This window comes from Streptomyces sp. NPDC088157 (assembly GCF_044741545.1).
Lineage (GTDB): Bacteria > Actinomycetota > Actinomycetes > Streptomycetales > Streptomycetaceae > Streptomyces.
In genome coordinates, this window is sequence record NZ_JBIUSU010000001.1 from 1,403,485 (window position 1) to 1,427,717 (window position 24,233).

The 24,233-nt window shown below is 69.4% G+C and carries 18 protein-coding genes and 1 pseudogene; 9 read left to right on the forward strand and 10 right to left on the reverse strand.

The window, feature by feature from the left end:
* Nucleotides 1-155 precede the first annotated feature (155 nt).
* Entirely contained in the window at nucleotides 156-578 is a 423-nt protein-coding gene (locus tag ACIPFH_RS05850) for a VOC family protein (RefSeq protein WP_359130331.1), read from the reverse strand.
* A gap of 713 nt (nucleotides 579-1,291) precedes the next feature.
* Here ACIPFH_RS05850 and ACIPFH_RS05855 point away from each other — a divergent pair.
* The 3 genes and pseudogenes from ACIPFH_RS05855 (at nucleotide 1,292) to ACIPFH_RS05865 (ending at nucleotide 5,440) form a co-directional block, all read left to right on the forward strand.
* Complete coding sequence (locus ACIPFH_RS05855) at nucleotides 1,292-1,735, forward strand: hypothetical protein (protein ID WP_401823434.1); 444 nt, start codon at nucleotides 1,292-1,294, stop codon at nucleotides 1,733-1,735.
* 122 nt (nucleotides 1,736-1,857) lie between these two features.
* Nucleotides 1,858-4,044, forward strand: a pseudogene (locus tag ACIPFH_RS05860) (hypothetical protein); the annotation flags it as partial.
* Nucleotides 4,045-4,420: 376 nt separating this feature from the next.
* Nucleotides 4,421-5,440, forward strand: a complete 1,020-nt coding sequence (locus tag ACIPFH_RS05865; protein WP_401823436.1) for a serine/threonine-protein kinase — start codon at nucleotides 4,421-4,423, stop codon at nucleotides 5,438-5,440.
* 107 nt (nucleotides 5,441-5,547) lie between these two features.
* Here the strand turns inward: ACIPFH_RS05865 and ACIPFH_RS05870 are convergent, their stop codons facing one another.
* A complete protein-coding gene (locus ACIPFH_RS05870) occupies nucleotides 5,548-6,555 on the reverse strand; it encodes a hemopexin repeat-containing protein (RefSeq protein WP_401823439.1) in 1,008 nt (335 codons plus the stop codon).
* A gap of 421 nt (nucleotides 6,556-6,976) precedes the next feature.
* Here ACIPFH_RS05870 and ACIPFH_RS05875 point away from each other — a divergent pair, with 421 nt between their 5' ends.
* From ACIPFH_RS05875 to ACIPFH_RS05890, 4 genes are all read left to right on the forward strand, one after another.
* Nucleotides 6,977-7,546 (forward strand): TIGR03086 family metal-binding protein, encoded by a 570-nt coding sequence (locus tag ACIPFH_RS05875; RefSeq protein ID WP_401823441.1) that lies wholly within the window; start codon nucleotides 6,977-6,979, stop codon nucleotides 7,544-7,546.
* A 52-nt stretch (nucleotides 7,547-7,598) separates the two neighbouring features.
* On the forward strand, nucleotides 7,599-7,997 hold the full coding sequence (locus tag ACIPFH_RS05880) for a hypothetical protein (RefSeq protein WP_401823444.1): 399 nt from the start codon (nucleotides 7,599-7,601) through the stop codon (nucleotides 7,995-7,997).
* Nucleotides 7,998-8,271: 274 nt separating this feature from the next.
* Nucleotides 8,272-10,011 carry an FAD-dependent monooxygenase gene (locus tag ACIPFH_RS05885; protein ID WP_401823447.1) on the forward strand — a complete coding sequence of 580 codons (1,740 nt, stop codon included), beginning with the start codon at nucleotides 8,272-8,274 and terminating at the stop codon, nucleotides 10,009-10,011.
* A 23-nt stretch (nucleotides 10,012-10,034) separates the two neighbouring features.
* The gene (locus tag ACIPFH_RS05890) at nucleotides 10,035-10,748 is read left to right on the forward strand and encodes an IclR family transcriptional regulator (protein WP_401823776.1); all 714 of its coding nucleotides are present in this window, start codon (nucleotides 10,035-10,037) and stop codon (nucleotides 10,746-10,748) included.
* Here the strand turns inward: ACIPFH_RS05890 and ACIPFH_RS05895 are convergent.
* The 7 genes from ACIPFH_RS05895 to ACIPFH_RS05925 all read right to left on the reverse strand — a co-directional run bounded on the left by ACIPFH_RS05895 (nucleotide 10,694) and on the right by ACIPFH_RS05925 (nucleotide 21,951).
* Nucleotides 10,694-13,237 carry an RICIN domain-containing protein gene (locus tag ACIPFH_RS05895; protein WP_401823448.1) on the reverse strand — a complete coding sequence of 848 codons (2,544 nt, stop codon included), beginning with the start codon at nucleotides 13,235-13,237 and terminating at the stop codon, nucleotides 10,694-10,696. The genes ACIPFH_RS05890 and ACIPFH_RS05895 overlap by 55 nt on opposite strands.
* Nucleotides 13,238-13,358: 121 nt before the next feature.
* Complete coding sequence (locus tag ACIPFH_RS05900) at nucleotides 13,359-15,416, reverse strand: beta-galactosidase (protein ID WP_401823450.1); 2,058 nt, start codon at nucleotides 15,414-15,416, stop codon at nucleotides 13,359-13,361.
* A 47-nt stretch (nucleotides 15,417-15,463) separates the two neighbouring features.
* The gene (locus tag ACIPFH_RS05905) at nucleotides 15,464-17,395 is read right to left on the reverse strand and encodes a hypothetical protein (protein WP_401823451.1); all 1,932 of its coding nucleotides are present in this window, start codon (nucleotides 17,393-17,395) and stop codon (nucleotides 15,464-15,466) included.
* A gap of 89 nt (nucleotides 17,396-17,484) precedes the next feature.
* Nucleotides 17,485-18,372, reverse strand: a complete 888-nt coding sequence (locus tag ACIPFH_RS05910) for a carbohydrate ABC transporter permease (RefSeq protein WP_401823454.1) — start codon at nucleotides 18,370-18,372, stop codon at nucleotides 17,485-17,487.
* The gene (locus ACIPFH_RS05915) at nucleotides 18,369-19,355 is read right to left on the reverse strand and encodes a carbohydrate ABC transporter permease (RefSeq protein ID WP_401823456.1); all 987 of its coding nucleotides are present in this window, start codon (nucleotides 19,353-19,355) and stop codon (nucleotides 18,369-18,371) included. The genes ACIPFH_RS05910 and ACIPFH_RS05915 overlap by 4 nt, the downstream gene beginning before the upstream one ends.
* The gene (locus ACIPFH_RS05920; RefSeq protein WP_401823457.1) at nucleotides 19,355-20,644 is read right to left on the reverse strand and encodes an ABC transporter substrate-binding protein; all 1,290 of its coding nucleotides are present in this window, start codon (nucleotides 20,642-20,644) and stop codon (nucleotides 19,355-19,357) included. Before ACIPFH_RS05920 ends, ACIPFH_RS05915 begins: the two co-directional genes overlap by 1 nt.
* Before the next feature lie 281 nt (nucleotides 20,645-20,925).
* Complete coding sequence (locus ACIPFH_RS05925) at nucleotides 20,926-21,951, reverse strand: LacI family DNA-binding transcriptional regulator (protein WP_401823459.1); 1,026 nt, start codon at nucleotides 21,949-21,951, stop codon at nucleotides 20,926-20,928.
* 584 nt (nucleotides 21,952-22,535) lie between these two features.
* Here ACIPFH_RS05925 and ACIPFH_RS05930 point away from each other — a divergent pair.
* Complete coding sequence (locus tag ACIPFH_RS05930) at nucleotides 22,536-23,102, forward strand: antibiotic biosynthesis monooxygenase (RefSeq protein ID WP_401823460.1); 567 nt, start codon at nucleotides 22,536-22,538, stop codon at nucleotides 23,100-23,102.
* A 4-nt stretch (nucleotides 23,103-23,106) separates the two neighbouring features.
* On the forward strand, nucleotides 23,107-23,925 hold the full coding sequence (locus tag ACIPFH_RS05935) for an NAD(P)/FAD-dependent oxidoreductase (RefSeq protein WP_401823462.1): 819 nt from the start codon (nucleotides 23,107-23,109) through the stop codon (nucleotides 23,923-23,925).
* Here the strand turns inward: ACIPFH_RS05935 and ACIPFH_RS05940 are convergent.
* On the reverse strand, nucleotides 23,862-24,104 hold the full coding sequence (locus tag ACIPFH_RS05940; RefSeq protein ID WP_401823464.1) for a transposase: 243 nt from the start codon (nucleotides 24,102-24,104) through the stop codon (nucleotides 23,862-23,864). The genes ACIPFH_RS05935 and ACIPFH_RS05940 overlap by 64 nt on opposite strands.
* Nucleotides 24,105-24,233 lie beyond the last annotated feature (129 nt).

Consider the following 24,233-nt stretch of genomic DNA (forward strand, 5'->3'; position numbering starts at 1 on the left):
AGCGCGCCTTCGCCCGCACGACGCGCAGCGCCCCGACGCCCGGCCGGTCCGGCGGGGGGGCGCGCCCCCCCCCCCCCCGCGGGGGGGGGGGGGGGGGGGGGGGGGGGGGGGGGGGGGGGGGGGCCCCCCCCCCCCCCCCCCCGCCCCGCTGTCGCTCAGCCCTTGGCCTGGACGATGTTGACCATCCACGGGATGCCGAAGCGATCGGTACACATGCCGAACACGTCGCCCCACATCTGCTTGTCCAGCGGCACTCCCACCGAGCCGCCGGCGGACAGCTTCGCCCAGTAGCCGCGCAGATCGGCGTCGTCGTCGCCGCTGAGGCTCACGGAGAAGTTGGTCCCGGCGGTGGACTCCATGCCGGGCGGGGTGTCGGCGGCCATCAGGGTGAAGCCGCTCGGGGTCTCCAGCATGCCGTGCATGATCTTTTCGCCGCCGGCCGAGCCGGGGGCATCCGCCTGACCGAAGTCGCCGTACGTGTTCAGTGACAGCTCGCCGCCGAAGACCTCCTTGTAGAACTCGAGCGCCTGCCGGGCGTCCCCGGTGAAGCTGAGGTACGGGTTGAGTCGCGAAGCCATGGAATCCTCCTGAAAGAGGCAGAGGGCCGGTTGTGCCGGTTGTGCGGAGATTAGCCCGAGGCACTGACAGCGGCACCACGGATCCCCGGCCCGCGCAGGACCTCGGTCGCGGCTCCGCGCTGCTACCCAGGGGACGAGGCGAGCCGGCTGATCCACCGGCCCGCGGCCATCTCCTCCTCAAGGGCGCCCGGAAGAGTTTCTCCTGGAAGGACTGTCGCGACGTGCTCGTCCGGGCCCACATCCAGCTCGCCGGCCCGGTCGTGGTCGTCCGGGACAATCTCAACACCCACCTGGCAGCAGGGCTGAAACGTGGCTCACCACCGTCCGCCTCCCGCCGTATGACCCGACCTCGACCCCGTCGAGGTCGTCTGGTCACTCGTGCGCAGAGCAGTGGCTAACATCGCCTTCGAGACCCCGACGACCTCGACCGCGCACTCCGCCGCGAGTCACGCGAAATCCAGCTCCGACCCCGCCTGATCGAAGGCGGCCACAGCGCCACCGGCCTGGCTCTCACACCACCGACGCAACCCTGAAAACCTCAGCAACCAGGACCCACGACGAGCCCGGGATCGAAGATGGCCCTCGCCGTCGACGTGGCGACGGGGCCGAGTCCGCGGCCGGCTCCGGTTCGGGCTCCAGTGAGGTGGGGACCGCGAGTTTTGAGGCGGCGGTCCCATGACTTGTCCGCACGACCTCACACCAGGAGATTCCCAGTGACGTACATAGACCCCGAGAGTCGAGCCAAAGCCAAGGCACACGGTCACCCGTATGCCTCGGAGGAAATCATCGCCGCTGGGTACGACCTGGCGAGCCGGGTCTGCCGACAACTCCACCACGCCGGTCTTCCCGCTTATGTCGAACATCCGGGAGTACCGCGACAGCCCGGCGCCTGGGTGGAAGTCAACAGCCAGGGTGAGTACGCCGGAGGCCTCTACGTCCGCTGGAGCGTGGGAGAGGCCGGTCTGCGGGCAGTGGCAGAACAGCGGGACCCGGCGGCGCCGGAGTGGAAGCGCTACGCCGAGGTCGTTCTACTCATGCAGACGGCGTTGATCGGGATCCTGCGGCTGGCCGGCTTTTCCGTCGTGCGGGCCGAGGAGGTCGACGACATCGCCAAGGGTGATGTGTACGTGCACGCCGATACGCCCCCGTCTTCGTGAGCACCCTCTTGCTCCAGGACACGCTCGCCGACCCCGAATGGGCCGACGTCCATACCAATGAGCAGAACTGACACGATCTGATCACCCAGCCCGCGACCTGGCCAAAGCGTCTCACCACCAGATTCCTGCACGGCCGCCACAACACCTGCTACAAGCCGGGCTCCGAGGACGACGTGACCGGCGACTGGCCCTGTGCGGACGGCTACAAGCCGATCCCGAGCTACCTGGGCCATCTGCGCGACCAACAACTGCTGGCCTCCCAGGGCTATGTGACGGTGTCGATCTCGGCGAACGGCATCAACGCCCAGGACGAGGAGGCGGAGGACGCCGGCGCGCAGGCGCGTTCCTCGCTGGTACGGCTGCACCTCGCCCGCTGGGCCGACTGGACCGCCCATCGCTCCTCCGCCCCGGCCGTCGTACACGAGGCGGCGAAGGCGGACCTCTCCCATGTCCTGCTCGTCGGCCACTCGCGCGGTGGCGAGGGCGTCGACCGGGCCGCCACGGACAGCCTCTACCCGCCGCCGGCAGCCGAGGACGGCTACCGGGGCCCGGTGCGCTGGAAGGTGCGCGGGACGGTGCTCATCGGACCGACGATCTTCGGCCAGAATCCGGTCGCCGACGTGCCGTCCGTGACGCTGCTGCCGGGCTGCGACGGCGACGTGTCGGACCTGCAGGGCGAGGACTTCGTCGACGGAACGCGCGGGATCAGCCGCGGCACGGCACTGCACAGCGCGGTCTACATGGTCGGCGCCAACCACAACTACTTCAACAGCGAGTGGACCCCGGGCGAGGCCGTCGCACCGGCCAGGGACGACTTCTGGACCGACCCGGAGCAGCCGGACCCGGTGTGCACGCCGGGTGCCGCGACCCGGCTGACCGCCGCCCAGCAGCACAAGGCCGGCTCCACGTACATCGCCGCCGCGGCCCGCCTCTTCCTCGCCGGGGACGACCGGGTGCGTCCGCTGCTCGACGGTTCCGGCAGGCGGGCCCCGTCCGCGGACCCGGCCCGGGTGCTGACCCACGCGGTCGGCGGCCGCCGCAGCGGTGGTTTCCTGCCGGACGGCGGGGCGAAGGTGACCGGCGCCCGGCTGTGTTCGGCGATCGACCCCGACCCGGCCGTGGCCTGTCTGGACCCGGAGACCCCCGGATCGTCACCGCACTTCGCGTCGTGGCAGACGGAACAGGAGACCGGCCGCAGCGCGATGGACCTGAAGTGGTCCGCGCCGGGCACGGCCGCGCGTATCACTCCGGCCAAGCCGCTCTCCCTCCGCGACTCCCAGAAGCTCGCGCTCCGGGTCTTCGTACCGCCGAACACGGCCGGCACCAAGTTCGACGTGTCCGTCACCGACTCCTCCAACCGTCGGGTGAAGCTGGGCTCGGTCCAGGTGGACGGGCTCCCGGGCTCCGCGAACACCGCCTCCTACTGGGCTCAGGAACTGCGCGTCCCGCTGTCGGCCGCGACCCGGGCCGGAATCGATCTCAGGCACGTCAAGTCCCTCGAGCTGACGCCCCGTTCGCAGTCCGGGCGGGCCTGGCTCATGGACGCCTGGGGCTGGGCGCCCGGCACCTTGGCGGTGAAGGCGGCCGCACTGCCTCGTGTCGACGTGGGCCGCACGATCGTCAAGGAAGGCGACTCGGGCACCCGCACCTACCGGATCCCGGTCGAGATCTCCGGGCACGGCAGCGGGCAGGTCCGCGTGTACGTCCTCGACCCGGACAGCGGCCGGGCCGAGAACCGCCTCGTGACCGTACGGCCCGGCAGCGACGCGATCGACGTGCCGGTCGAAGTGAAGGGCGACACGGTCTACGGCGACGACGTGGAGCACGACATCGCCGTCAAGGCCGTCCACAACGCCATCGTCGGCAAGTACCGGGGCGGGCTCACCGTCGAGGACGACGACCCCGAGCCGGTGATCACCCTGTCGCCGGTCGCGGACCGGGTGACCGAGGGGGAGACGCTGACCTGGCGGCTGTCCGTGGACGCGCCCGCGGCGGTGGACATCTGGCAGCCGGTGCGGGTGCTTCCGGCCACCGAGGGCGCCGAGCTGTCCACCCAGGACGTGGACCCGCAGTGGCTCAAGGACTGGTCCGGCGAGGTGCCCGACCCCGAGCGGCCGCTGTCCGAGGCGCACCTGTGGGCGTGGCTGAACATCCCGCCCGGGAGCACCGGCGTGGACTTCGTCGTGCCGACCGTGCGGGACCAGGTGGCCGAGCCGACCGAGTCGATGCGCCTCGCACTGACCGACAACAATGCCAAGCCACTGCCCGACAGGCCGGTGCTGACGGGGACGGTGCTCGACAAGCCGTAAGCACGATGTACGAGGGATCGCGAGCACCCTCTTGTGCGGGTCCCGGTTCGTCCGGGCCCCGCACTTCACAAGGTCACGCGTATCCCGACAGGTGAAACGCGTGCCCTGATGGGGCACGCTGACGGCGGCTTCCGGAGCGGCTGACGGCGTCAATCCCCCGAAGGGACCTTGTGGCCCCTTGGGCCGGTGTCGCACCGTACATGGGTGCCCGCGGAGCGGCGCAGGCGGGAAGCCGCGGGCCTGGCGCGTCGGCAGGAGGCAGCGCGGCTCCTCCGGCGGGCACTGGACCAGCGTCGGCAGCTATTCGCCCGGTGGGAGTGGTACGCGGGCAGGCTCACCGCGCTCACCGGCTGGCCGTCCCGCGAGGACGGCCCACGTGAGGGAGGGGCAGCTGCTCGGCGGCCGGTACCTGCTGAAGCGGTTCATCGGCCAAGGCGGCATGGGCGAGGTGTGGGGCGCCCACGACACCACCCTGAGCCGGGAGGTCGCGGTGAAGCTGCTGTCGCTGGACAGCATCACGCTCCGCGGCGGTGCCGCGACCGCCGCCTCGGCCAGGCGTCAGCGCATCGACTTCTTCGAGCGCGAGGCACACACCATGGCTCAGGTCGACAGCCCCCATGTGGCGGTCGTCCACGACCGGGGGCGCGAAGGCGAGGTTCTCTACCTCGTCATGGGGTTCATCGACGGCATCTCGCTTGCGGGGGTGACCGGCCAGGGCGTGCAGCTGACACTGGAACAGGTCGTGCGCTGGACGGTGCAGATCTGCGAAGGGCTGGCGGCCGTCCACGCCGAAGGGGTGATCCACCGGGACATCAAGCCGGCCAACATCATGATCACGAAGAACGGTGACGCCAAGGTCGTCGACTCCGGGATCGCCCGCGTCGAACGCCCATTTCGTCGACCAGCACCTCCACCAGCCCCCGCCCCCGTCGAGCGAGTAGCGCGCCGGGATCGCGCCCGATCTCGACCGGCTCGTGCTGCGGTTGCTGGACAAGGAGCCGGCGAGGCGGCCCGAGAGTGCGGGGGAGGTGGCGCGGACCATCCAGCAGGTGGTCCTGCACGACCCGCGTGCCGTCGTCCACCCCCCGTCGCGCGCGTCACGAGCGGACGTCCGCACGTGAACACGGACTACGTCGAGGACATCCGCCGCAACGAACGCCACATCCGGGAACTCCTCGAGCGGGAGGACTGGATGTCCGACGCCGTTCTCGACGCCCGCGCCCACCAGGCCGAACTGACTGGCGAGTCCGGCGACGCCCGCGGTGCGGCGGCGCTGTACCAGAGCCTGGGCGATGACTGCGCCAGCGGCCTCGGCTGGGAACATCCGCGGGTGAAGGAGGCGTACGTGGCGGTGGCCCGCTGGACGGACCGGATCGACGACGAACCGGAAACGTGACGGCGGAGCCAGATGGGACTTCAAGCGGTCGTTGGTCCTCAGCTGCACCGCTACATCCAGATCCCGCAGACACTGGGCAGCTCCTCGACCTCCAGTCGTGACGCGCCCTAGCGGACCCGCACGTACTGGTCGCTCTTGAAGAAGTACAGGTCGCCCGCGTTGCCGGGGACGCGGCAGGCGTCGTCGACCCCGCCGGAGAAGACGCCGTCGACCCCCCAGACCTCTGCCAGGCTCTTGGGGCCGGAGACGATCTTCTCGTCGGTGACGCGGTAGCTCAGGTACTTGTCCCCCTTGAACAGATACAGGTTGGTGGGCTCGCTGGGCACGCTGCAGGCCGCGCTGATGCCCGAGGTGAACGTGGTGCCCTTCAGCCCGGACCAGCCGTCGGCCAGGCTCTTGGGGCCGGAGGTGATCTTCTCGTTGCCGACGTGGTAGCGCAGGTACTGGTCGCCCTTGAACAGATACAGGTCGGTGCTGTTGTCCGGCACGCCGCAGGCGGCGTCGATGCCCGAGGCGAACGTGGTGCCCTTCAGCCCGGACCAGCCGTCCGCGAGGCTCTTGGGGCCGGAGGTGATCTTCTCGTTGCCGACGTGGTAGCGCAGGTACTGGTCGCCCTTGAACAGATACAGGTCCGTGGCGCTGTCCGGCACACCGCAGACGGCGTCGATGCCCGAGGTGAACGTGGTGCCCTTCAGCCCGGACCAGCCGTCGGCCAGGCTCTTGGTCTGCAGGGCTGCGGGGGCGGTGGACGTCGTGGTGGTCGCCGTCGGGCCGTTGACCTCGCGGCGGAGTGTTGAACCCCACGGGCACCAGAAACAGCCGGGGAGGAAAGCACCGCAGGCCTCGTCCAGGTGGTCCTCGGTGTACCGGATGCCGGCGTCGCACACCTCGATGGCCATCTCGAAGAACTGGATGGTGTCCGGGTCCAGGTGGTAGCTCCAGCCCGGGTTGTAGGGGACGGCCTGCTTGCGGATCCTGCCCATCACATGGGTTTTGTCCTTCTGCTCGCCGCGGAGGATCTTGCGGGCCTCCTCAATCTTGGCGTCATCCGTCAGCTTGAAGACGAACTCCTCGGGTGACGGCGGGTACATGAACGCAAAGTAGGCCTCGGCCATCAGACGTCCCTCTCGGTCGGTCGTGCATCGACCACGCAACGACATGCGCGGCGCAGTTCCCAACGACACCGGCCCGACATGGGTCACGCGGCAGAAGGCGCACAATGAGGGCCGCGCGCCTTCTACGCCGCTCAAGACCAACGCCGTTTGCGGCTGGTGACACGGTTCGTACGGGCACGTCCGCCGTAAGTTCAGCGCGACTGAGGGACTTTCGCCGGGAACCCACGGCGTCTTCTGCAGGCGCGCTCGGAAGTACGGTGGGTTCGTCGTCGCTGAATTTCGGTGGTTCGGATGAGGTACCTGTCAAAGGTGCCACTCATTTCGACGCTGACCGATTGCGCGGCCACCCGTTCGGCAGGGCTTCTCCGCGCCGACGCAAAACCCTTGGGCAGCCTGGCAGATGACGCCGTAGCCTCCCCGGGTGACTACCGTTTCCGTTGAAGATCTCGCACACGCGTGCGAAGCCGTCGGTGACCTGATCGCCGAGGTCCGCCCCGAGCAGTGGAAGGCGCCGACGCCGTGCACGGAATGGAACGTGCGCGAGGTGGTCAACCATCTGGTCGGCATGGACCTGGTGTTCGCAGCCATGATCGAGGGCGGCCCGATGCCCGAGCGCGGAGCAGACCTCCTCGGTGACGACCCGGTCGGAGCCTACCGCTCCTCCAGCGCTTCGCTGCAGGCCGCCTTCTCCCGTCCCGGGTTCCTCGAGCGGAGTTATCGCGGCCCCTTGGGGAGTGCCACGGGCGCCGAGCGCTTGCAGATCCGCCTGTACGATCTGCTCGCTCACGGATGGGACCTCGCCCAGGCCACCGGAATTCCCGCACGGCTGTCCGAAGACCTTGCCGAGCAGGCCCTGGCGTTCGTTCAGATCCAACTCGCCACCCAGTCCCGAACGGGACGATTCGCCGAGCCGCAACCCGTCGAGGAGACCGCTCCGGCCATCGATCGGCTCGCCGCGTTTCTCGGTCGGCCGGTCCCACCGCAGCTGTGAGACCGATCGCGGCCAACTGACCGCCTCCGAGCGCCTGATTGGCAGGACGCTCATGCGTTCCGGCCTGGTCGGCGCCGCCGCGGCGACTGTCCTGCTGGCCGGCAGGCCGACTCAGAGCATCGGCCTTCTCGGGCACGGCCGAGCCGTCCAATGGACGCGGGCCCTCCAGCTACGCACCGACCTCGCTGCTCTGCGCGCGGTGGCTCCCGAGCTGGCCGACCGCCTCGACGCCCTACGGCAGGAACAGGAATTGGACAAGCCGGTGGTGGAATGGACGGTTCCCTCGATGCCCGCGCGGGATCCGTACTTGGTTCGCCACTGCTCGTCGGACGCGCGGATCTGCGCACTGGACCTGTCCGATCTCGATCTCGTCGACAGCGTCATCGCTCGAGCGTCGCCCGGCCGACGCGAGGGGCAGGGCCTCAATCGGTTCCGGGTTGGACGAGCTTGAAGACGAGGCGGGCACCTGCGCGTTGGAGGACGCGGCGGAGGCGAATCGGGGCCGGACGGGCCGGAGTCGGTATGGGGGCGCCGGCCAGGCGGGGGAAGAGCGCTTGGGCGTTGGTGCGGTTGATGGCCGTCCGGGCGTCCGAGTCGACGCAGGTGTCCAGGCCGCTTGCGAAGTACTGGCCGGCCGCCGTGGGGGCGAAGGGCCCAGGTTGGTGGAGAAGTCGTTCAGGCGCCGGGCCAGGCCGGCGGCCTCGTCCGGGTCGGTGAGGAAGCCCGTGCGCGACGCCGAGGTCTTCGCCCGCGCCCGGGCGATCTCCACGGACGAGGAGGTCATGCGGATCTGGCAGCGCATCGGGCTGGCCGAGCGGTTGAAGCAGGACATGCTGGCCGAGCGGCCGCTGGACTTCGTCGACGCGCAGGGCCGTGTCTTCATCAGCGCACACCCGAGCCCACGCGGCCATGGCCATCCGCCGCAGATGTGCATCTACCAGCCGGCACTGGAGCGGGTCCTGCGTGAGGGCGTCGACCGCCATCCGAACGTGGAGATACGACTGCGGCACGAGTGCCTGCGGCTGCGGCAGGACGCCGAGGGTGTGGAGCTGACGGTGGTGGGGACCGGCGACGACTCCGTGCACCGGGTGCGTGCGAAGTACGTGATCGCGGCCGACGGCGGCTCCAGCCTGACCCGTGCGCAGCTGAACATCGGCTACGAGGGCAAGACGTACGAGGACCGCTGGGTCGTCATCGACACCGAGATGCTCAGGCCCTGGCCGGACCACGACCGGCTGCGGTTCCGCTGCGATCCCACGCGGCCCGCGGTGGACTGCCCGACCCCGCTCGGACATCACCGCTGGGAGTTCCCGATCCTGCCGGGCGACGACGAGCAGTACCTGACCACCGACGACGCGATCTACGCGATGGTGGCCCGGTACGGGATCGACCGGGACCAGGTCAAGATCCTGCGCGCCACTGTCTACAGCCACCACGTCCGCTTCGCCGCCCGCTTCCGGGCGGGGCGGGTCTTCCTGGCCGGCGACGCCGCCCACGCGATGCCGCCGTGGATCGGCCAGGGCATGGCCGCCGGCGTGCGGGACGCGGCCAACGTGTGCTGGAAGCTGGACGCGGTGCTGCGCGGCGAACTGCCCGACGGCGTCCTCGACAGCTACGAGGCCGAGCGCAAGCCGCACGTCAAGGAGGTGACCAGGCGGGCGGTGTTCGTCGGACGGGTCATCACCGAGCGGCGCCGGCCGGTGGCAGCGGTCCGCGACGTCGGATTGCGCGCCCTCGACCGCATACCGGGGTTCAGTAACTGGCTGCAGCACTCCAACTGGATACCCGTCCCCCACTACGCGACCGGCCTGCAGTCTCCCGCGCGCGCCAAGGCGTCCGGGCACCAGATCCCGCAGCCCTGGGTGACCGGCCTGGACGGCGCCCGCGTACCGCTGGACGACGCGCTCGGCAGCCGGTGGCTGCTCCTGCACGCCCGGACGCCCGTGCCCCAGCCCGCGTGGGACCGACTCGGCGTCCCCGCACTCACCGTCACGCCCGCCGGATCCCGGCCCGCCGAGGGCACCCTCGTCGACAGCGACGGAGTCCTGCTGCCCTGGATGAGCGAGCATCGCGCGGCCACCCTTGCCCTGCGCCCCGACGCCTATGTCTACGCCGCCGCCCCCACGGGGGCCCAACTCCCGTCGCCCCGGGCGGTTTCGCCCCGGTGCCGACACCGCACCCGATGCCCGCCACATCCCAGTGAGGACACCATGACCACTCAAACTGAACTTCCGACAATGCAGCAGTACGTGCTCGACGTCGGCGGCAAGGAGATCTACGTCGCCGAGACGGGCGAGGGCGCACCGGTCCTGCTTCTGCACGGCGGCGGCCCCGGCGCTTCTGGCGTCTCCAACTACACCCGCAACGTGGGGGAGTTGGCCAAGGAACACCGCATCATCGTCCCTGACCTGCCTGGCTACGGGCTCAGTGCCAAGCGTACCGATGGGACAACCTTTGTTCCGTGACACGGAACATCACTGGCGGCAGCATGTTGGAAAAGGCCGCACTCATCCTTGAATCGTTCAGCCCGAGCGGTGGCTCGTACCGCCTCTCGGAACTTTGGGAGCGTACGGGCCTGCCCAAGCCGACGGTGCACCGGCTGGCGGCAGACCTGGTCCGGCTGGGCTGGCTGGAGCGCTCGGGACCTCAGTACCGGCTCGGCGCGAAGCTCTTCGAACTCGGCTCGCTCGTCCCGCACCGGCTCGATCTGCGGGAGACGGCCCTGCCCTTCCTGCAGGACCTGTTCGAGGCCACCCGCGAGACGGTCCACCTCGGTGTCCGCGAGGGACTGGACGTGGTCTATCTCGAACGCATCCACGGCCACGAGGCCCTGCAACTGCCCTCCCGCATCGGCGGCAGCCTGCCCCTGACCTGCACTGGTGTCGGAAAGGCCCTGCTCGCCTTCTCCGGCCCCGAGCTGACCGAGGAGGTGCTGTCCCGCCCGCTGCCAAGCCTCACGCCATACTCCATCTTCGAGGCGGGGCCGCTGCGAACGGTGCAGGGATCAGGTGCCACGCGGAGCACCGGAAGGGTGCTCGGACCGGCGCGCCACCAGCAGGCAGCTTTCCGCCTCCACCTGTCCAGGAAACGGCAACGGCGCCGGAGCAGGCCCCGGCGCCGAATCGACCGATCGATGGTCGCGACCCGCTACTGCGGGATGATCCGGAACTGCTGGTTGGTGCTGGCGCTGTCGCTCCACTGACCGAGGTCGGAGCCGTTGGTGGTGCGGCCCATGCCGTCGGCGTACAGTCCCGTCGCGCGGTTCCTGAACCGGACGTGAGCGCCTGCCGTCACCTCCATCCACTGCTGCGAAGTGTCGCTGCGGTCGCTCCACTGACCGGCGGCGGAGCCGTTGGCCGTCGCTCCCAGCCCGTCGAGGTACAGCCCGGTGGCATGGTTCTTCAGGCGTATCCAGCTGCCGTCGGGGACGACCGACCATTCCTGGTTGGTGGTCGCGCCGACGGGCCACTGACCGGTGGCGGAGCCGTTGGTCGTGCGCCCGCCTCCGTCGACGTACAACCCGGTCGTACGGTTCTGCAGCTTGATGTACGACGTGCCGCCGGCGCTGACGGCCGGAGCGACCTGGATCCTGTCGATGTTGGGGGAGTACGCGGAGCCGTTGCCGAACTTGATGGTGTTCGAGCCGGCGTTCAGGTTCACGTCGACCGTGGTGGTCCAGTAGTTGGACCAGCCGCGGGTGTTGCGGAAGTACACGCGCTGCGGGGCGCCGCCGTTGACGGTGACGTCGGCGTAGCGGTTGATGATGTTGTAGTCGTTGCCGCCGTCGCCGCGGTTGTCGCCGTTGGCGTAGGAGATGACCAGGCGCTGCGGGCCCGCGTTCTGGGCGGTGACCCCGTTGAACTGGAGCGTGTTGGACGCGCCGTTGCCGAGCATGTCGACGTAACGGCCGCCGGACGCCGCGGTGTCGGACTTGATCACCGCGGTGCCGCCGAGGGTGTTGCTCGTGGCCTCCGCCTCGTAGCTCGCGGTGGTGCCGGACGTCGACGTGGTCACGTCGATCGAGTCGACGGTGATGTTGTCGCTGTCGTCGCTGGTGTAGGCGCCGTAGTCGATCCGGTTGATGCCCTGGGAGAGGTGCATCGTGACCGTCTTGGTGTTCCAGGTGTTCCAGTTCGCCGTACCGGTCAGGGTGAGGTCGGTCAGCTTGGACCCGTTCACCGTCACGCGGGTGCTGCGGTCGGCGGGGGCGCCGCTGTGCGGGCCGGCCGAGTAGCGGAGCGTCACGTCGTAGTACCCGTTGTTGGGGGCGGAGACGACGAAGTTCGTGCTCGCGTTGCTCGAACCGGCGTAGCCGTCGACGAGGTACGTCCCCGTGTAGCCGGTGTTGGCGCCGTAGGTCACCCGGGCGCTGCCGGTGAGGTCGGCGTACTCGGCCTGGTACCGGGTGGGCACGTCGGCGGAGGAGGTGCTCGTGGCCGGCGTGATGATCATCTGGTACGCGGACGTCGCGGTCATGCCGGGCACGGTGACGGTGATCTTGCCGGCGGTGACCGGGAAGTCGCCCTCGAGCACGACGGCGGGACGGCCCGCCGCGTCCTCGGTGCCGGTGCTGTTCGTGGCCTGGACGATGGCGTGGACGGTGCTGCCGAAGCCCGAGGTGGAACCGAAGCCCTGGACGGCGACGTCCGTGTCGCCCGACGAGCCGCCGAAGACCACCCGAGCCTGCTTCTTGGCGGAGTCGAGCGTCCCGATGCCCTGGAGCGAGCCGTTCTGGGTCGGCGGGGTGACGGTGACGGTCTTGCCCGTCATCTCCCCGTACCAGTTGTAGAGCCACCATGCGCCGGTCGGTTCGTTGTTCCGGGTCGTCAGACCGTTGAGGGTGCCTTCGGTGACCCAGTACGCCAGGTCACCGCTCACCTTGGTGTTCTCCAGCCGGGTCATCCACTGGATGAGCTGGCCGGGGATGCCGAGGTCGCCCGACGAGCGGGTGTACTCGTTGATGACGATGGGGAGCTTGGGGATGCCGAGGCCCGACTCCACACCACGCCAGTGGTCGTAGTGGTTGTAGTAGTCGGTGAAGAAGCTGTTCTCGAGCTCGTGCCAGGTGACGACGTCCGGGACGACGTTGTTCGCCTTGGCGTACGTCAGGAAGTCGGCCATCGTCTGGTTGTTGTAGACGCTGAAGCCCGGGCCGGCGATCTTGGCCGACGGGTCCAGCGCGCGGATGCGGTGGTAGACCGTCTTCCAGTCGTCGAAGAACTTGGCCTTCACGGTGGCGTCGGTGAACATCCCGCCGTACCAGATCCAGTCCGGCTCGTTGAACGGGACGTACACGTACTTGCCGTAGTTGGGGTCGGCCTTCACCGCGGCGACCATGGCGTCGACCTTGCCGAGGTAGTCGGTCAGGCCGGGGTTCTCGTAGGGCCAGAACCGGTAGATGTCCTGCAGGTAGATCTGGATCTGCTTGGTCCCCGCGGCCAGGTACTGGGGAGCCACGTCGAACGCGTCGCCGCTGGGGTGCTGCAGCCCTCCTTGCGGTTTCTGCGCGGCCTGCTGCGGGTGCAGCGGCTGCAGCACGTTGTCGGTCGTGACGCCGGCGTTGCCCAGGCCGTAGAGGAATCCCGACGCGCCGTGCGCGATGTCTCCGGTGGTCTGCGAGAGGTCGACCCCGAGTTGGGCGTTGGCCGCGTAGCTGGTACTGGGGAACAGGAGTCCGCTGAGCATGAGCATGCCAGCAAGTAGTCCCAGTGTGACGCGTCGTATCGGACGTGCGGATGTGTGCCGCCTTTCGGCGGCCGATGATCTCCTCATGGTGGTGCTTCGTCCTCTCTCATCGGGTTTCACGGGCGGCTCAGGGGACGTCGCGCAGGACCGCCGCGCCGAACGGGGGCAGGCGCAGGCGGCCTCCGACGGGTGCCGGGGCATCATCGGCGAGCAGATCCACGGTGGAACCGCTGCCGAGGTCGACGGTCACCTCGTCGGAGGTGTGGTTGAGCACGAAGAGGTGCTCGGTGCCGTCGGCGGCGCGGCGCCGGACGGCTTCGACACCCGAGGGGGTGTCGAGTACGGGGGTGACTCCGGCCCCGGTGACGCAGTCCAAAAGCAGACGGCGCAGGGTCTCGCGGTTGGGAGAGGTGCCGAGGTACGTGGCGGTGCCGGTGCCGAAGCGGTGCCGGGTGGCGGCCGGCCGGCCCTTGAACTCCCCGTCGGCGTAGTCGGCGATCGTCTCGGCGCCGGCCAGGTCGATGACGTCCTGCCATTCGGTCGCCGTCCCGGCGTGACCGGCGTGCCGCATTCCACACGTCTCGCCGGGCTCCAGGGGCGCGAACTCGTCGATGCCGATGCCGAGCAGGTCGCGGAAGGGGCCTGGGTGGCCGCCCGGCTGTACCCGGTCGTACTCGTCGACGATGCCCGAAAAGTACGACATCACCAGGTGACCGCCGTCGCGCACGTACGAGGTGAGGTTGTCGGCGCCGGTGTCGTCGGTCAGGTAGAGGTTGGGCACGACCACCAGGCGGTAGGCGCTCAGGTCGCTGTCCGGGTGGACGAAATCGATCGCGACGTTGGCTTCCCACAGCGGTCGGTAGTGGTCGAGCAGTCGGTCGGGGAAACACAGGTCGTTGGAGGGGTGGTCGGGGCTCTCCAGGGCCCACCAGCTCTCCCAGTCCCAGACCACGGCCACCTCTGCGCGGTCGCAGACACCCCCGGACAGTTCGGCCAGCCGCGCCATGTCCCGGCCCAGGGACCTCACCTCGCGCCAGGTCCGGGTGGCGGTGCCGCCGTGCGGGACCATCGCCGAGTGGTAGCGCTCGGCGCCGACCCGGGAGGCCCGCCACTGGAAGAACATCACCGAGTCCGCGCCGCGGGCCACCGCCTGCAGGGAACGGGACTGCAACTGCCCTGCCGGACGGGCGTAGTTGCGGCCGTCGGTGAGGTTGCGGCCGGTTGCGGACTCCAGCAGCAACCAGGGCCGGCCGCCGCGCAGCGAGCGCATGAGGTCGAAGTTGTAGGCGGCCAGCGCCGGGCCGTCCGGATCCCGGGGCCCCGCGTACATGTCGAGTGAGACGACGTCCTCCTCGGCCGCCCACCGCCAGTAGTCCAGGTTCTTGTAGGAGCCCATGAAGTTGGTGGTGACCGGCACGTCGGGGGAGTACCGGCGCACGATGTCGCGTTCGGCGGTGTAGCACTCCAGCGAGGCGGCGTCGGAGAAGCGGGCGAAGTCCAGCAGCTGACCGGGATTGGGACCGGAGAACAGCCGGGAGCGGGCGGCGGGGGTGCCGACGTGCTCGAAGGACTCGTAGTGCTGGCCCCAGAAGGCCGTGCCCCAGGCGTCGTTGAGCGCGTCCACGGTGCCGTAGCGGTCGGCCAGCCAGCGGCGGAAGTGCGCGACCGAGGCGGGGCAGTGGCAGCCGAAGCCGCCGTACTCGTTGCCGATGTGCCACATGGCCAGGGCGGGATGGTCCGCGTAGCGCTCGGCCAGCCGGTCGGCGATCCGGGCCGCGTGATGCCGGTAGACCGGGGAGGACTGGCAGTAGTGGACGCGGGAGCCGAAGGCGATCCGGCGGCCCTCGCCGTCCACGGGCAGGGTCTCGGGGTGCTCGTGGGCGAGCCAGGAGGGCGGTGCGGCGTTGGGGGTGGCCAGGTCGACGCCCACGCCCGCCTCGCCCAACAGTCCCATCACCTCGTCCAGCCAGCCGAACTCGAAGACACCGGGCCGTGGTTCGAGCAGGCCCCAGGACCACACGCCGACGGTGACCATGTTCACCCCGGCCTCCCGCATCAGCGCGATGTCCTCCCGCCAGGTGGCAGCCGGCCACTGCTCGGGGTTGTAGTCGCCGCCGTAGGCCAGACCCTGCAGCCGTTGCCGCAGGCCGGCCAGACGTTCGCCGGCGGGGTCGGGACGAGACACAGACGCTCCTTGAGAGTGATGGGGGGACGGCTCGGCGAGGGGTCGCCTCACCGCTTCCCGCCGGATCGCAGCAGCAGGGCGAGGGCCCAGTCCTGGTCGTTCATGAGTGGGTCCGGTCGGTGCGCGGGACGCCCGTCCACGCAGCTGGGCATCACGAAGGCGCAGGTCGCGAGGCCGTCGGGGGTGAAGTCGACGAGGTTGGCCGCGAAGATCGCTTCGGCGACCCGCTCGGTGTCCTCGTCCCGCAAAGCCTCGGGGAGCTGCCGGAGTGCGATCGCCGTGAGCACGCTCCAGTAGTGCGGGAAGGTGTCGCCCCAAAGGCGTTCGATCCCGAACCAGTACCCGTCCCAGTGCCGGATGGCGATGTCGCGGAGCCGGACGTGCGGCTGCGGCCCGCCGAAGACGCGCAGCCACCGGACCGCCGGCCCCAGCGCCGTCAGCAGCCGGTCGTCGGGCGCCACGTCGTACGCCGTCGCGAGCAGGCTGACCAGCGGCGCGACCATCGACTGCTCGTAGCTCACCTCGTGCCCCGGCAGCGCGGTGCCCCGGTGGGCGAAACCGAGCGCGTGCTCGACCAGCGACTCCCGCAGGCGCTTCGCCCGTGCCGTGTCGCCCTGCTCGTCGAGCGTGGCGATCACCGCGGCCATTGCCTCGGGCTGCCCGATGAGCAGATGGTCGCCGGCACCGAGGGCGTACGACGTCTCAAGAAGCCGGGCCGCGAGATCGAGGTCTGCCGGGTCGTCGTACAGGGCGAACTGGTCGTGGACGAAGTGCGCCAGCCACGGGGTGTTGTAGAGCCGCACCGGTTCGGTGAACCGGCTGCCGCGGCGGACCGAGCCGTCGGGGTCGACCAGGCGTTCACGGGCGAAGCGCGCGAAGCCGTGGAGGGCCTCGTCGATCGCGCCGACCCCGTCCGAACCGCCCCAGCCGCGCAGTCGGGCCTGCTGGAGCAGCACCGCCATGCCGATGCGCTCCGCCCCGTCGGTCCAGTCCTGCCATCCGTTCTCGGTCTGGGCCAGGCCGGTGCGCGTGTCCACCGGCACGAACGCGTACCGCTCGGGCTCCGGCCGCTCGCGCGGGCGGTGCTCGCGCAGGATGCGGGCCACTCTCGCCTCGACCAGCTCCCGCACCGGGGCGAGGAAGGCGACGGCCGTGCGGCTCCGGCGGCCGTCCCGCTCGACGTCGATGTGCTGGACGCCGTGGCGGGACGACGTGACACCGTCGCCGGGCTTGGACGCGAGCACCGCGCCCTCTGCCAGGCGCACGTCCAGGGCCGCGCCTACCGGTGCGGTCAGGGACGGCAGTTCGACAGGTGCGTCGGTGGCGGCGAGGAAGGCCTTTCGGTCGTCGTACCAGCCGAGCTCCCAGACGAGGACGTACTCCTCGCCGGGGGAGAGGTCCAGGACGGGCTGGCCGCCGAACGACTCGGGACCGCGTGCGTGGTCGGTGGGGTGGACGACGAGGTGGCCGCGAATGTCGGACCAGGTCCGGGAGTTGCGGGACTCGACCGAGTACGCCCACAACGCGCCCGTGCGTACGATCGCGCCGAGCAGCGGGGGAGTGCCCGCCATCGGCTCGGCCAGCACCCACGACCACGCCCCGCCGGTGAACACATGCGCGTGACAGCTCCGCGCGAGCGCGCCCGCCGCGCCGTCGTACACATCCCTGACCGGCACGTTCACACCGAGCCCGGTGATCCGCAGCGGCTCGTCACCGGTGTTCGTCCAGACGTACGTCTCGGTGTAGCGATCAACCGCGGCCTGGCGCCGGATCTCCAACTCCAGGCCGGGGAGTGGACGGTGGCGTGCGGTCGCGCCGTCGGCCCGCCAGTCGATCTCGTGCGGTGTCTGCCAGCGGCCGGAGCCGCGCGAGGTGATCGCGAAGCCGGTGCCCCAGGCGTGGTCCGGACCGTGCCAGGTGTCCGTCACCGCGTCGAGCAGGTAGAGCCGGTCCGGATCCGACGCGTGCTGGAAGGCCACGGGCGAGGTGTCGGCGCCGAGTACCACCCGGCCGCCGCCGAATGCGAACCGCCGTGCGTGCGTGCCTTCATCAGGTGAGTCCGGCCCGGTCATCCGTTGAACCCGGTGCCGACGAGGGTGGGGCGCCAGTACTTCTGCAGGGCGAAGAAGCCGGCCGCCAGCGGCAGGATGGAGAGGAGCGAGCCCATCATGACGATGCTGATCAGGTCCGGCGAGGCGCCCACGGTGCGGATTTCCCCGTTGAGGATGTCCAGCCCGAGGGTCACGGGGTACAGCGAGCTGCTCTTGAGCATGACCAGGGAGAGGAAGAAGTTGTTCCAGATGGCGACCGCCTGGAAGAAGAAGATGGTCACCAGCCCCGGCGCGAGCGTGGGCAGGACCATCGACCGGAAGGTCCGGAACTCGCCGGCCCCGTCGATCCTCGCCGCGTTGAGCAGGTCGTCCGGGACCATGGACTGCACATAGATGCGGGCCAGGTACACCCCGAACGGATTGACGAACGAGGGCAGCAGTACGGCCCAGTACGTGTCCGTCAGATGGGTCGCGCTCATCATCAGGAACAGGGGCATGACCAGGGCCGCCTGGGGGACCAGGACGCCGCCCAGGACCAGGGTGAAGAGGAAACTGCGGCCGCGGAAGTCGAACTTGGCGAACGCGTAGCCCGCCGCGGCGGCCAGCATCGTGGAGACGGCCCCGCCGATCACCGAGTAGCCGACGCTGTTGGCGAGCCACCGCAGGTAGATGCCGTTCTCGTAGTCGAACGTCAGCCGCAGGTTGTCCATGACGCGGCCGGGCGCGGCGAACCAGAGGCTGAAGCTGGAGTACAGCGTGCCCGCGTCCTTGCTGGCCGCCACGAGCAGCCACCAGACCGGTATGAAGAAGTACAGGGCGAAGAGCACCATCACCAGGCCGAGAGGGATGCGCCCGAGCATCCACTTCGAGCGGGCCGGGGATGCCGCCCGGCTGACGACGCTCATGACGTCTCCTTGGGGGCGGACAGACCGGACGAGCGGGCCGTCAGACGCAGGAACCCGAACGACAGCACGAAGGCGATCAACGCCAGCGACACCGAGATCGCGGCTGACAACGGTTCGTCGTTGTTCCCGTAAGCGGCGTTGTACGCCATCATGTTCGGCGTGTAGTTACTGCTGATGGCGTTCGAGATCTTCGACAGGATGACCGGCTCGTTGAAGAGCTGCAGCGTGCCGATGATGGTGAACAGGCCCGTCATCACGACAGCCGGCATGACGATCGGCAGCTTGATCCGCAGCGCGATCCTGATCTCGCCGGCCCCGTCGACCCGCGCCGCCTCGACGATGCCGGCGGGGATCGACTGCAGTGCCGCGTAGATGATCAGCATGTTGAAGCCGACCCCGGCCCAGACCATGATGTTGCCGATCGAGCCGAGGACCAGGTCGGAGCCCACGAGGTCCACCGAGCCGAGCCCCATGCTCTGGGTGGCCGAGGTGATCGGGCTCAGCCCCGGCTGGTAGAGGAAGCCCCACAACAGGGCCGCGATCACACCCGGCACGGTGTACGGAAGGACGAAGGCGGCCCTGAACAGCCTCTTCATGAACGCCAGTCGGGAGTCGAGCATCAGCGCCAGCAGGATCGCCACGGCGAGGATGAGGGGGACCACGATGACGCCGAACTGGAGAAGCCGGAAGACGCCGTTGTAGAAGTCCGGGGTGGTGAAGACGGTGACGTAGCTGCTCAGCCCCACGAACTTGAGCTGGGAGCCGCCGAAACCGAGGCCGTCGAAGGTCTGCCGGAACAGACTCGTGTAGAGGGCGTAGCCGATCGGGAAGAAGAACAGGGCGGCGAAGAGCAGCATGAACGGTGCCAGGAAACCGTAGGCGGCCACACGGCGCCTGCGGTCCTGGCGGAGCCGCGGTGGGCGGCTCCGCATCGGCTCCTCACGCCCTCGGGCGCGAGGAGCACTGTCGAGGGTCGTCGTCATCACGATTCCTGGACGCTCAGGCCCTGCTTGCGCATGTAGGCAACGACCGAATTCTGCGTCTCCTCGAGCGCCTCGGCCAGCGTCATCTTCCCGTTCACCGCTTGGCTGAGGTAGTTCTGCTCGGTGGTGAACCATTCGTTCGCCACCGGCCCGTAGTTGAAGTCGCGCGCGACGCTGTGGTTCGAGGCGGAGATCGTGTCGTAGATCTTCTGTCCCCCGAAGAAGCTGTCCGGCTTGCTGAGCGCCGCGCTCTTCTGAGCCTGCAGGTTCGTCGGGTAGATGGTGATCTTGGGGATCCAGTAGTCCGACCACACCTGCTGGTTCGTGGTGATGAACTTGGCGAACTCCAGGGCTTCCTTGGGGTGCTTGGTCGACTTGAAGACGACCGTGGAGGATCCGCCCCAGCTACCGCTGGCCGCAGTGCCCGGCGTCCACTGCGGCAGGGGGGCGACAGCCCACTTGCCCGTGGTCTTCGGCGCGACCGACTTCAGCGGGCCTGGTGCCCAGGCGGCGCTTATCCAGGAGGCGACCTTGCCCGTGTTGAGGTCCTGCCCCCACTGGCTGGAGAACTGCGGCAGCGTCAGGACGGCCTTCTCGTCGAGGAGCTTCTGCATGGTGTTCGCGACCTTCAGCGCTTCGGGGTTGGCGATGTCCACCACCCAGCTGTTGCCCTTCACCTTGAACGGCCTGGCCCCGGCGGCCCAGGTCAGCGCGTTGAACGGGGAGGCGTCGTTGGTGGGCAGGTTCCCCATGTACACACTGGGGTCCTTCTTGTGCAGGGCGATCGAGGACTGGACGTACTCGTCCATCGTTGTCGGGACCGGCAGGTCGTACTTCTCGAACAGGTCCTTGCGGTAGTACAGGGACAGCGGGCCCGAGTCGATCGGTAGCCCGTACAGACCGTCACCGACCTGGACCGTGCTCCACGCCCACGCCTCGTAGTTGGAGGCGAGCGCGGATGCGTTGCCGCCGCTGACGGTCTTCAGGTCGAGCACGGATCCGGTGGTGACGAACTGCGGCAGGTACTGGGTGTCGAAGGCCGCGATGTCGGGCGCCTTGTCCGCCTTGACGTCGAGCAGCAGCTTGGCCTGCGGGATGGCGTTCCCACTGGCCGACACGATCTCCATCTTGATGTTGATGTCGGGGTGCTGCTTCTTCCACAGGTCGAGCAGGACCTTGCTGTCGGGGAACGGTGTCTTCACCCAGAAGGTCAGCGTGACCGGCCCCTTCGCGCTGTCGGACGACGTTCCCGAGGAACTACAAGCGGCTCCCGTCAGCGCGGTGGCCATCGTGAGGGCGATCGCGGCCAGGTACCGCCGCCTGCGTCCTGCGGGGGAGGGCGCCTGTCTGGCGGGCCGTGATGAGGTTTCGCTGCCGTGATGGGACACTGTCGGTTCCTTTGGCTTCAGTGCGACTTGGATGTTCTGGCTGGTCCGGATGCGCGCCGGCGCAGGCCGCGATACCCGACGAGCGCCGGGTCGACGGCTCGTCGATGCGTATCGACGATCGATGGCATGTCGTGCGCGTCCGGCGGTCGGTGGGTTTCCTGCTGGAGGGGTCGGCCTGGAGATCAGGGGCGGACAGTGGTGACGGTCGTCTCGCGGCGGGTCAGCCGGGAGGGGACCAGGTCGACGCCGTACGGCGGCGGGTTTCCGCCTTCTCCGTCCAGTAAGGCGAACAGGGTGCGCATCGCGCGACGGGAGATTTCGCGGGGAGCGTGGGAGACGTTCGTGACCTTCGGCTCCGTCTCCTCGGCCGCAGAGTCCGTGCAGTGCCCGACGACCGAGATGTCGCGACCGGGCACCAGCCCGCGCCGCAGCAGGGCTCCCAGCACATGTGGGATGGCCGAGGTGTGCGGCACGATCAGCCCGTCGGGTCGCTCGGCACTGCTCAGCGCCTGGTCCACCACCAGACGGGCACCCGACGGCGTGGATTCCGGCAGTTGGACGAGTCCGGTGCGGATACCGGCGGCGGTGGCCGCCTCGTTGACGCCGCGCTGGAACTGGCCCACGAAGCTGTTGCCACGGGCCACCGTGTGCGGCGGGTGGCCGATCACCACGATGCGTTCGTGGCCGGTGCTGACCAGCTCCTGCACCGCGAGCCGGCCGGCCTGTGTGAAGTCGATGTCCACGCAGTACAGACCGGAGGGGTCGTCGGGGACGCCGAGCAGGACCACCGGCACCCGCAATGAGGAGATCACCGGGATCCGCTCGTCGTCGGCTGCGATGACCATCATGACGATCGCGTCGCACAGAGACCGGCCGTCGAGCCTGCTCAGCCCCGCGGCGCCCTCGTCCGCGGTCACCAGGAGCACGTCGTAGTCGGCCTCCCTCGCGCACTGGGTGATCGACTCCAGGAACGGCACGACACCTGTGTTGCCCAGGTCTCCGCCCACCGGGACCACCAGTCCGATGACCCGCGTACGGCTGCTGGCCAGCGCCTGTGCGCCCGCGTTCGGCTGGTAGGACAGCAGGTCGATCGCGGCCTGGACCCGCTTGCGGGTCTCTCCCGAGATCGGGCGCTTACCCGTCATGACGTAGGAGACGGTGCTCTGCGAAACGCCGGCGAGGCGGGCGACGTCCTTGCTGGTGAACATAGTCGCCGCCTCCTGCCGTCATCGTCGATGCGTATCGATTGGGTACGCGAGCGTGGACCGGGCCCCTGAGCGAGCAAGACCCTGCGTCGAACTTCGCGTAACCGATCTCCAGGGCCCGGTCGGCTGCCGGAGCTTGTGTGACCGGTCACGTCCACGGCAGGATTGTGAACGGTCACAACGCTGCGCGTCAAGAGATCGAAACCAGGGATTTACGCGGCCACCACACTGAGAGCCCGTCACGGCCGTCCGGTGTGACACCCGAACGGCGACCCGAACAAGGCTTGATGACAGCCACATCGCCACCGGACTGCGGGACATCGACGACGCGCGGCGGGATCGCCGCAGAGGATTGGCATTCATGCCATGGTGTCGCCGTGCGGCAAGCCGCGACGCTGGACACATGACAAATTCCACCACCATGCGCGCCATCCGCCAGGACACCCACGGTTCCCCCGAGGTGCTCAAGGGGTGCGAATGTTCCCGGCCCGAGCGGGTCGATTGAGATCCTGATCGCACCCCCCGGCTCGCAGGGCGCGTGAGGTCTGGAGGCATGACCGGTGGCTTACGTGGCACACGTGGTGAGCATGAGCACCACTGACGTACGGCGGGGCGAGCCGGTTACCACGGTCCTCACCTGGGAGGTGCGCCCGGGCCGGGAGCGCGAGTTCGAGGACTGGACGCACGGGATCACCCGTTGCGCCAGACGGTTCCCGGGCAACGAGGGCGTCTCGTGGCTGCGCCCCGAGGAGGGCCACCGCTTCCACGCGATGCTGCGCTGGTCCGATCCGCACCGGCTCGCCGCGTGGCTGGAGTCGGACGAGCGGGCGTCCTGGCACGCTCGGATCGAGGGCGTCGCCACGGAGATCGGCAGCGAGCGGCAGTCGACGTCCGGGATGGAGACCTGGTTCAACCTGCCAGGCACTACTGTGCAGGCCCCACCCCGGTGGAAGATGGTGCTCACCACCTTTCTCGGCGCCTATCCGTTCACGCTGCTGATCCAGTGGCTGGTGACCCCCCGCACGGGTGCTTGGCCCCTGCCGCTGCGGGCCGCCGTGTTCCCGATCGTGCTGCTGCCGACGCTGACGTATGTGGTGATGCCGAGGCTGAGCCGCCTGCTGAGGCGGTGGCTGTATCCTCCGCCGGACCGGTGATCACGTGTTCCCCGACGATCCCGGAGGGGCAGCCCCGCGAAGGCTGCTCGAACAGGCATCCTCTCCGGGCCGCTACACCGCCGTCGTGGTCGGCGCCGGTTTCACCGGCCTGGAGATCGCCACCGCACGGGGCGAACGGCTCTGCGCGATCGCCGACCGCGACAGCGCGGCGGAAGACGTCCGGGTGGTCCTGGTCGACCGCGCCGGCGTCGTGGGCCCGGAGCTCGGCCCCGGCCCCCGCCCGAACATCGACGACGCGATCGACGAACTGAAGGTCGAACGACGGCTGGGACGCACCGTGTCATCGGTGACCAGCTGGGACGTCACTCTCTCGGACGGCGAAGCGATCCCCGCGGCGACCGTCGTGTGGACGGCCGGTATGGCCGCGAGCCCGCTCACGGCCCAGATCCCCCGGCGAACGCGACCGCCTGGGACGACTCGGCTTGGGGACGCCCGCCTGAGGGTGATCGGAGTTCCCGACGTCTACGCGGCGGGCGACACCGCGCTTGCCCCCGCCGAAGACGGCTACTCCACCGTGCAGTCCTGCCAGCACGCCCTGCCCATGGGCAAGTTCGCCGGACACAACGTGGCGGCCGACCTCCTGGGCAACACTCCGCTGCCCTTCACCCCCGACCCCTACGTCACCTGCCTCGACCTCGGCCCCGCCGGTGCCGTCTTCACCGAAGGGTGGAACCGCAAAATCGCGCTGACCGGGCAGGAGGCCAAGACCCTCAAGCGGAACATCAACGCGATCTGGATCTACCCGCCGATCGACGACCCGGAGCAGATCCTCGCCCAGGCGGGCCGCTTCACCAACACCTGACAGCAGGGCCTGTATCGTTCCGGCACATCCCGCCAGGGCGCACCCGTCCGGGTTCGCCAACGTATGCCGTCTATCAGCTGCCGCCGCGTCCACACCGGTGGACGGCCCGGCTTGATGCCCTGCGGCAACAACGGCTCCAGCCGGGCCCACTGGCCGCTCGTCAGATCACCATGCCCCACGAGGCGTGATCATCCACGACCAAGATCCGCTTCCGTAGCAGATCCTAGGCCCCGGCCGACGGCCGAAGGAGTCAGCCGCTCCCTGGGGTGCAGCAGGGGGCATCCGGGAGCGCAGGAGCGGAGCGGATG

Bases quoted from the DNA above. Each gene is read 5' to 3' on its own strand.
- ACIPFH_RS05850 (WP_359130331.1), bottom strand. From the start codon at position 578: ATGGCTTCGCGACTCAACCCGTACCTCAGCTTCACCGGGGACGCCCGG.
- ACIPFH_RS05870 (WP_401823439.1), bottom strand. From the start codon at position 6,555: ATGGCCGAGGCCTACTTTGCGTTCATGTACCCGCCGTCACCCGAGGAG.
- ACIPFH_RS05880 (WP_401823444.1), top strand. From the start codon at position 7,599: ATGCGTTCCGGCCTGGTCGGCGCCGCCGCGGCGACTGTCCTGCTGGCC.
- ACIPFH_RS05890 (WP_401823776.1), top strand. From the start codon at position 10,035: ATGTTGGAAAAGGCCGCACTCATCCTTGAATCGTTCAGCCCGAGCGGT.
- ACIPFH_RS05895 (WP_401823448.1), bottom strand. From the start codon at position 13,237: ATGCTCATGCTCAGCGGACTCCTGTTCCCCAGTACCAGCTACGCGGCC.
- ACIPFH_RS05910 (WP_401823454.1), bottom strand. From the start codon at position 18,372: ATGAGCGTCGTCAGCCGGGCGGCATCCCCGGCCCGCTCGAAGTGGATG.
- ACIPFH_RS05915 (WP_401823456.1), bottom strand. From the start codon at position 19,355: ATGACGACGACCCTCGACAGTGCTCCTCGCGCCCGAGGGCGTGAGGAG.
- ACIPFH_RS05920 (WP_401823457.1), bottom strand. From the start codon at position 20,644: ATGGCCACCGCGCTGACGGGAGCCGCTTGTAGTTCCTCGGGAACGTCG.
- ACIPFH_RS05925 (WP_401823459.1), bottom strand. From the start codon at position 21,951: ATGTTCACCAGCAAGGACGTCGCCCGCCTCGCCGGCGTTTCGCAGAGC.
- ACIPFH_RS05930 (WP_401823460.1), top strand. From the start codon at position 22,536: ATGAGCACCACTGACGTACGGCGGGGCGAGCCGGTTACCACGGTCCTC.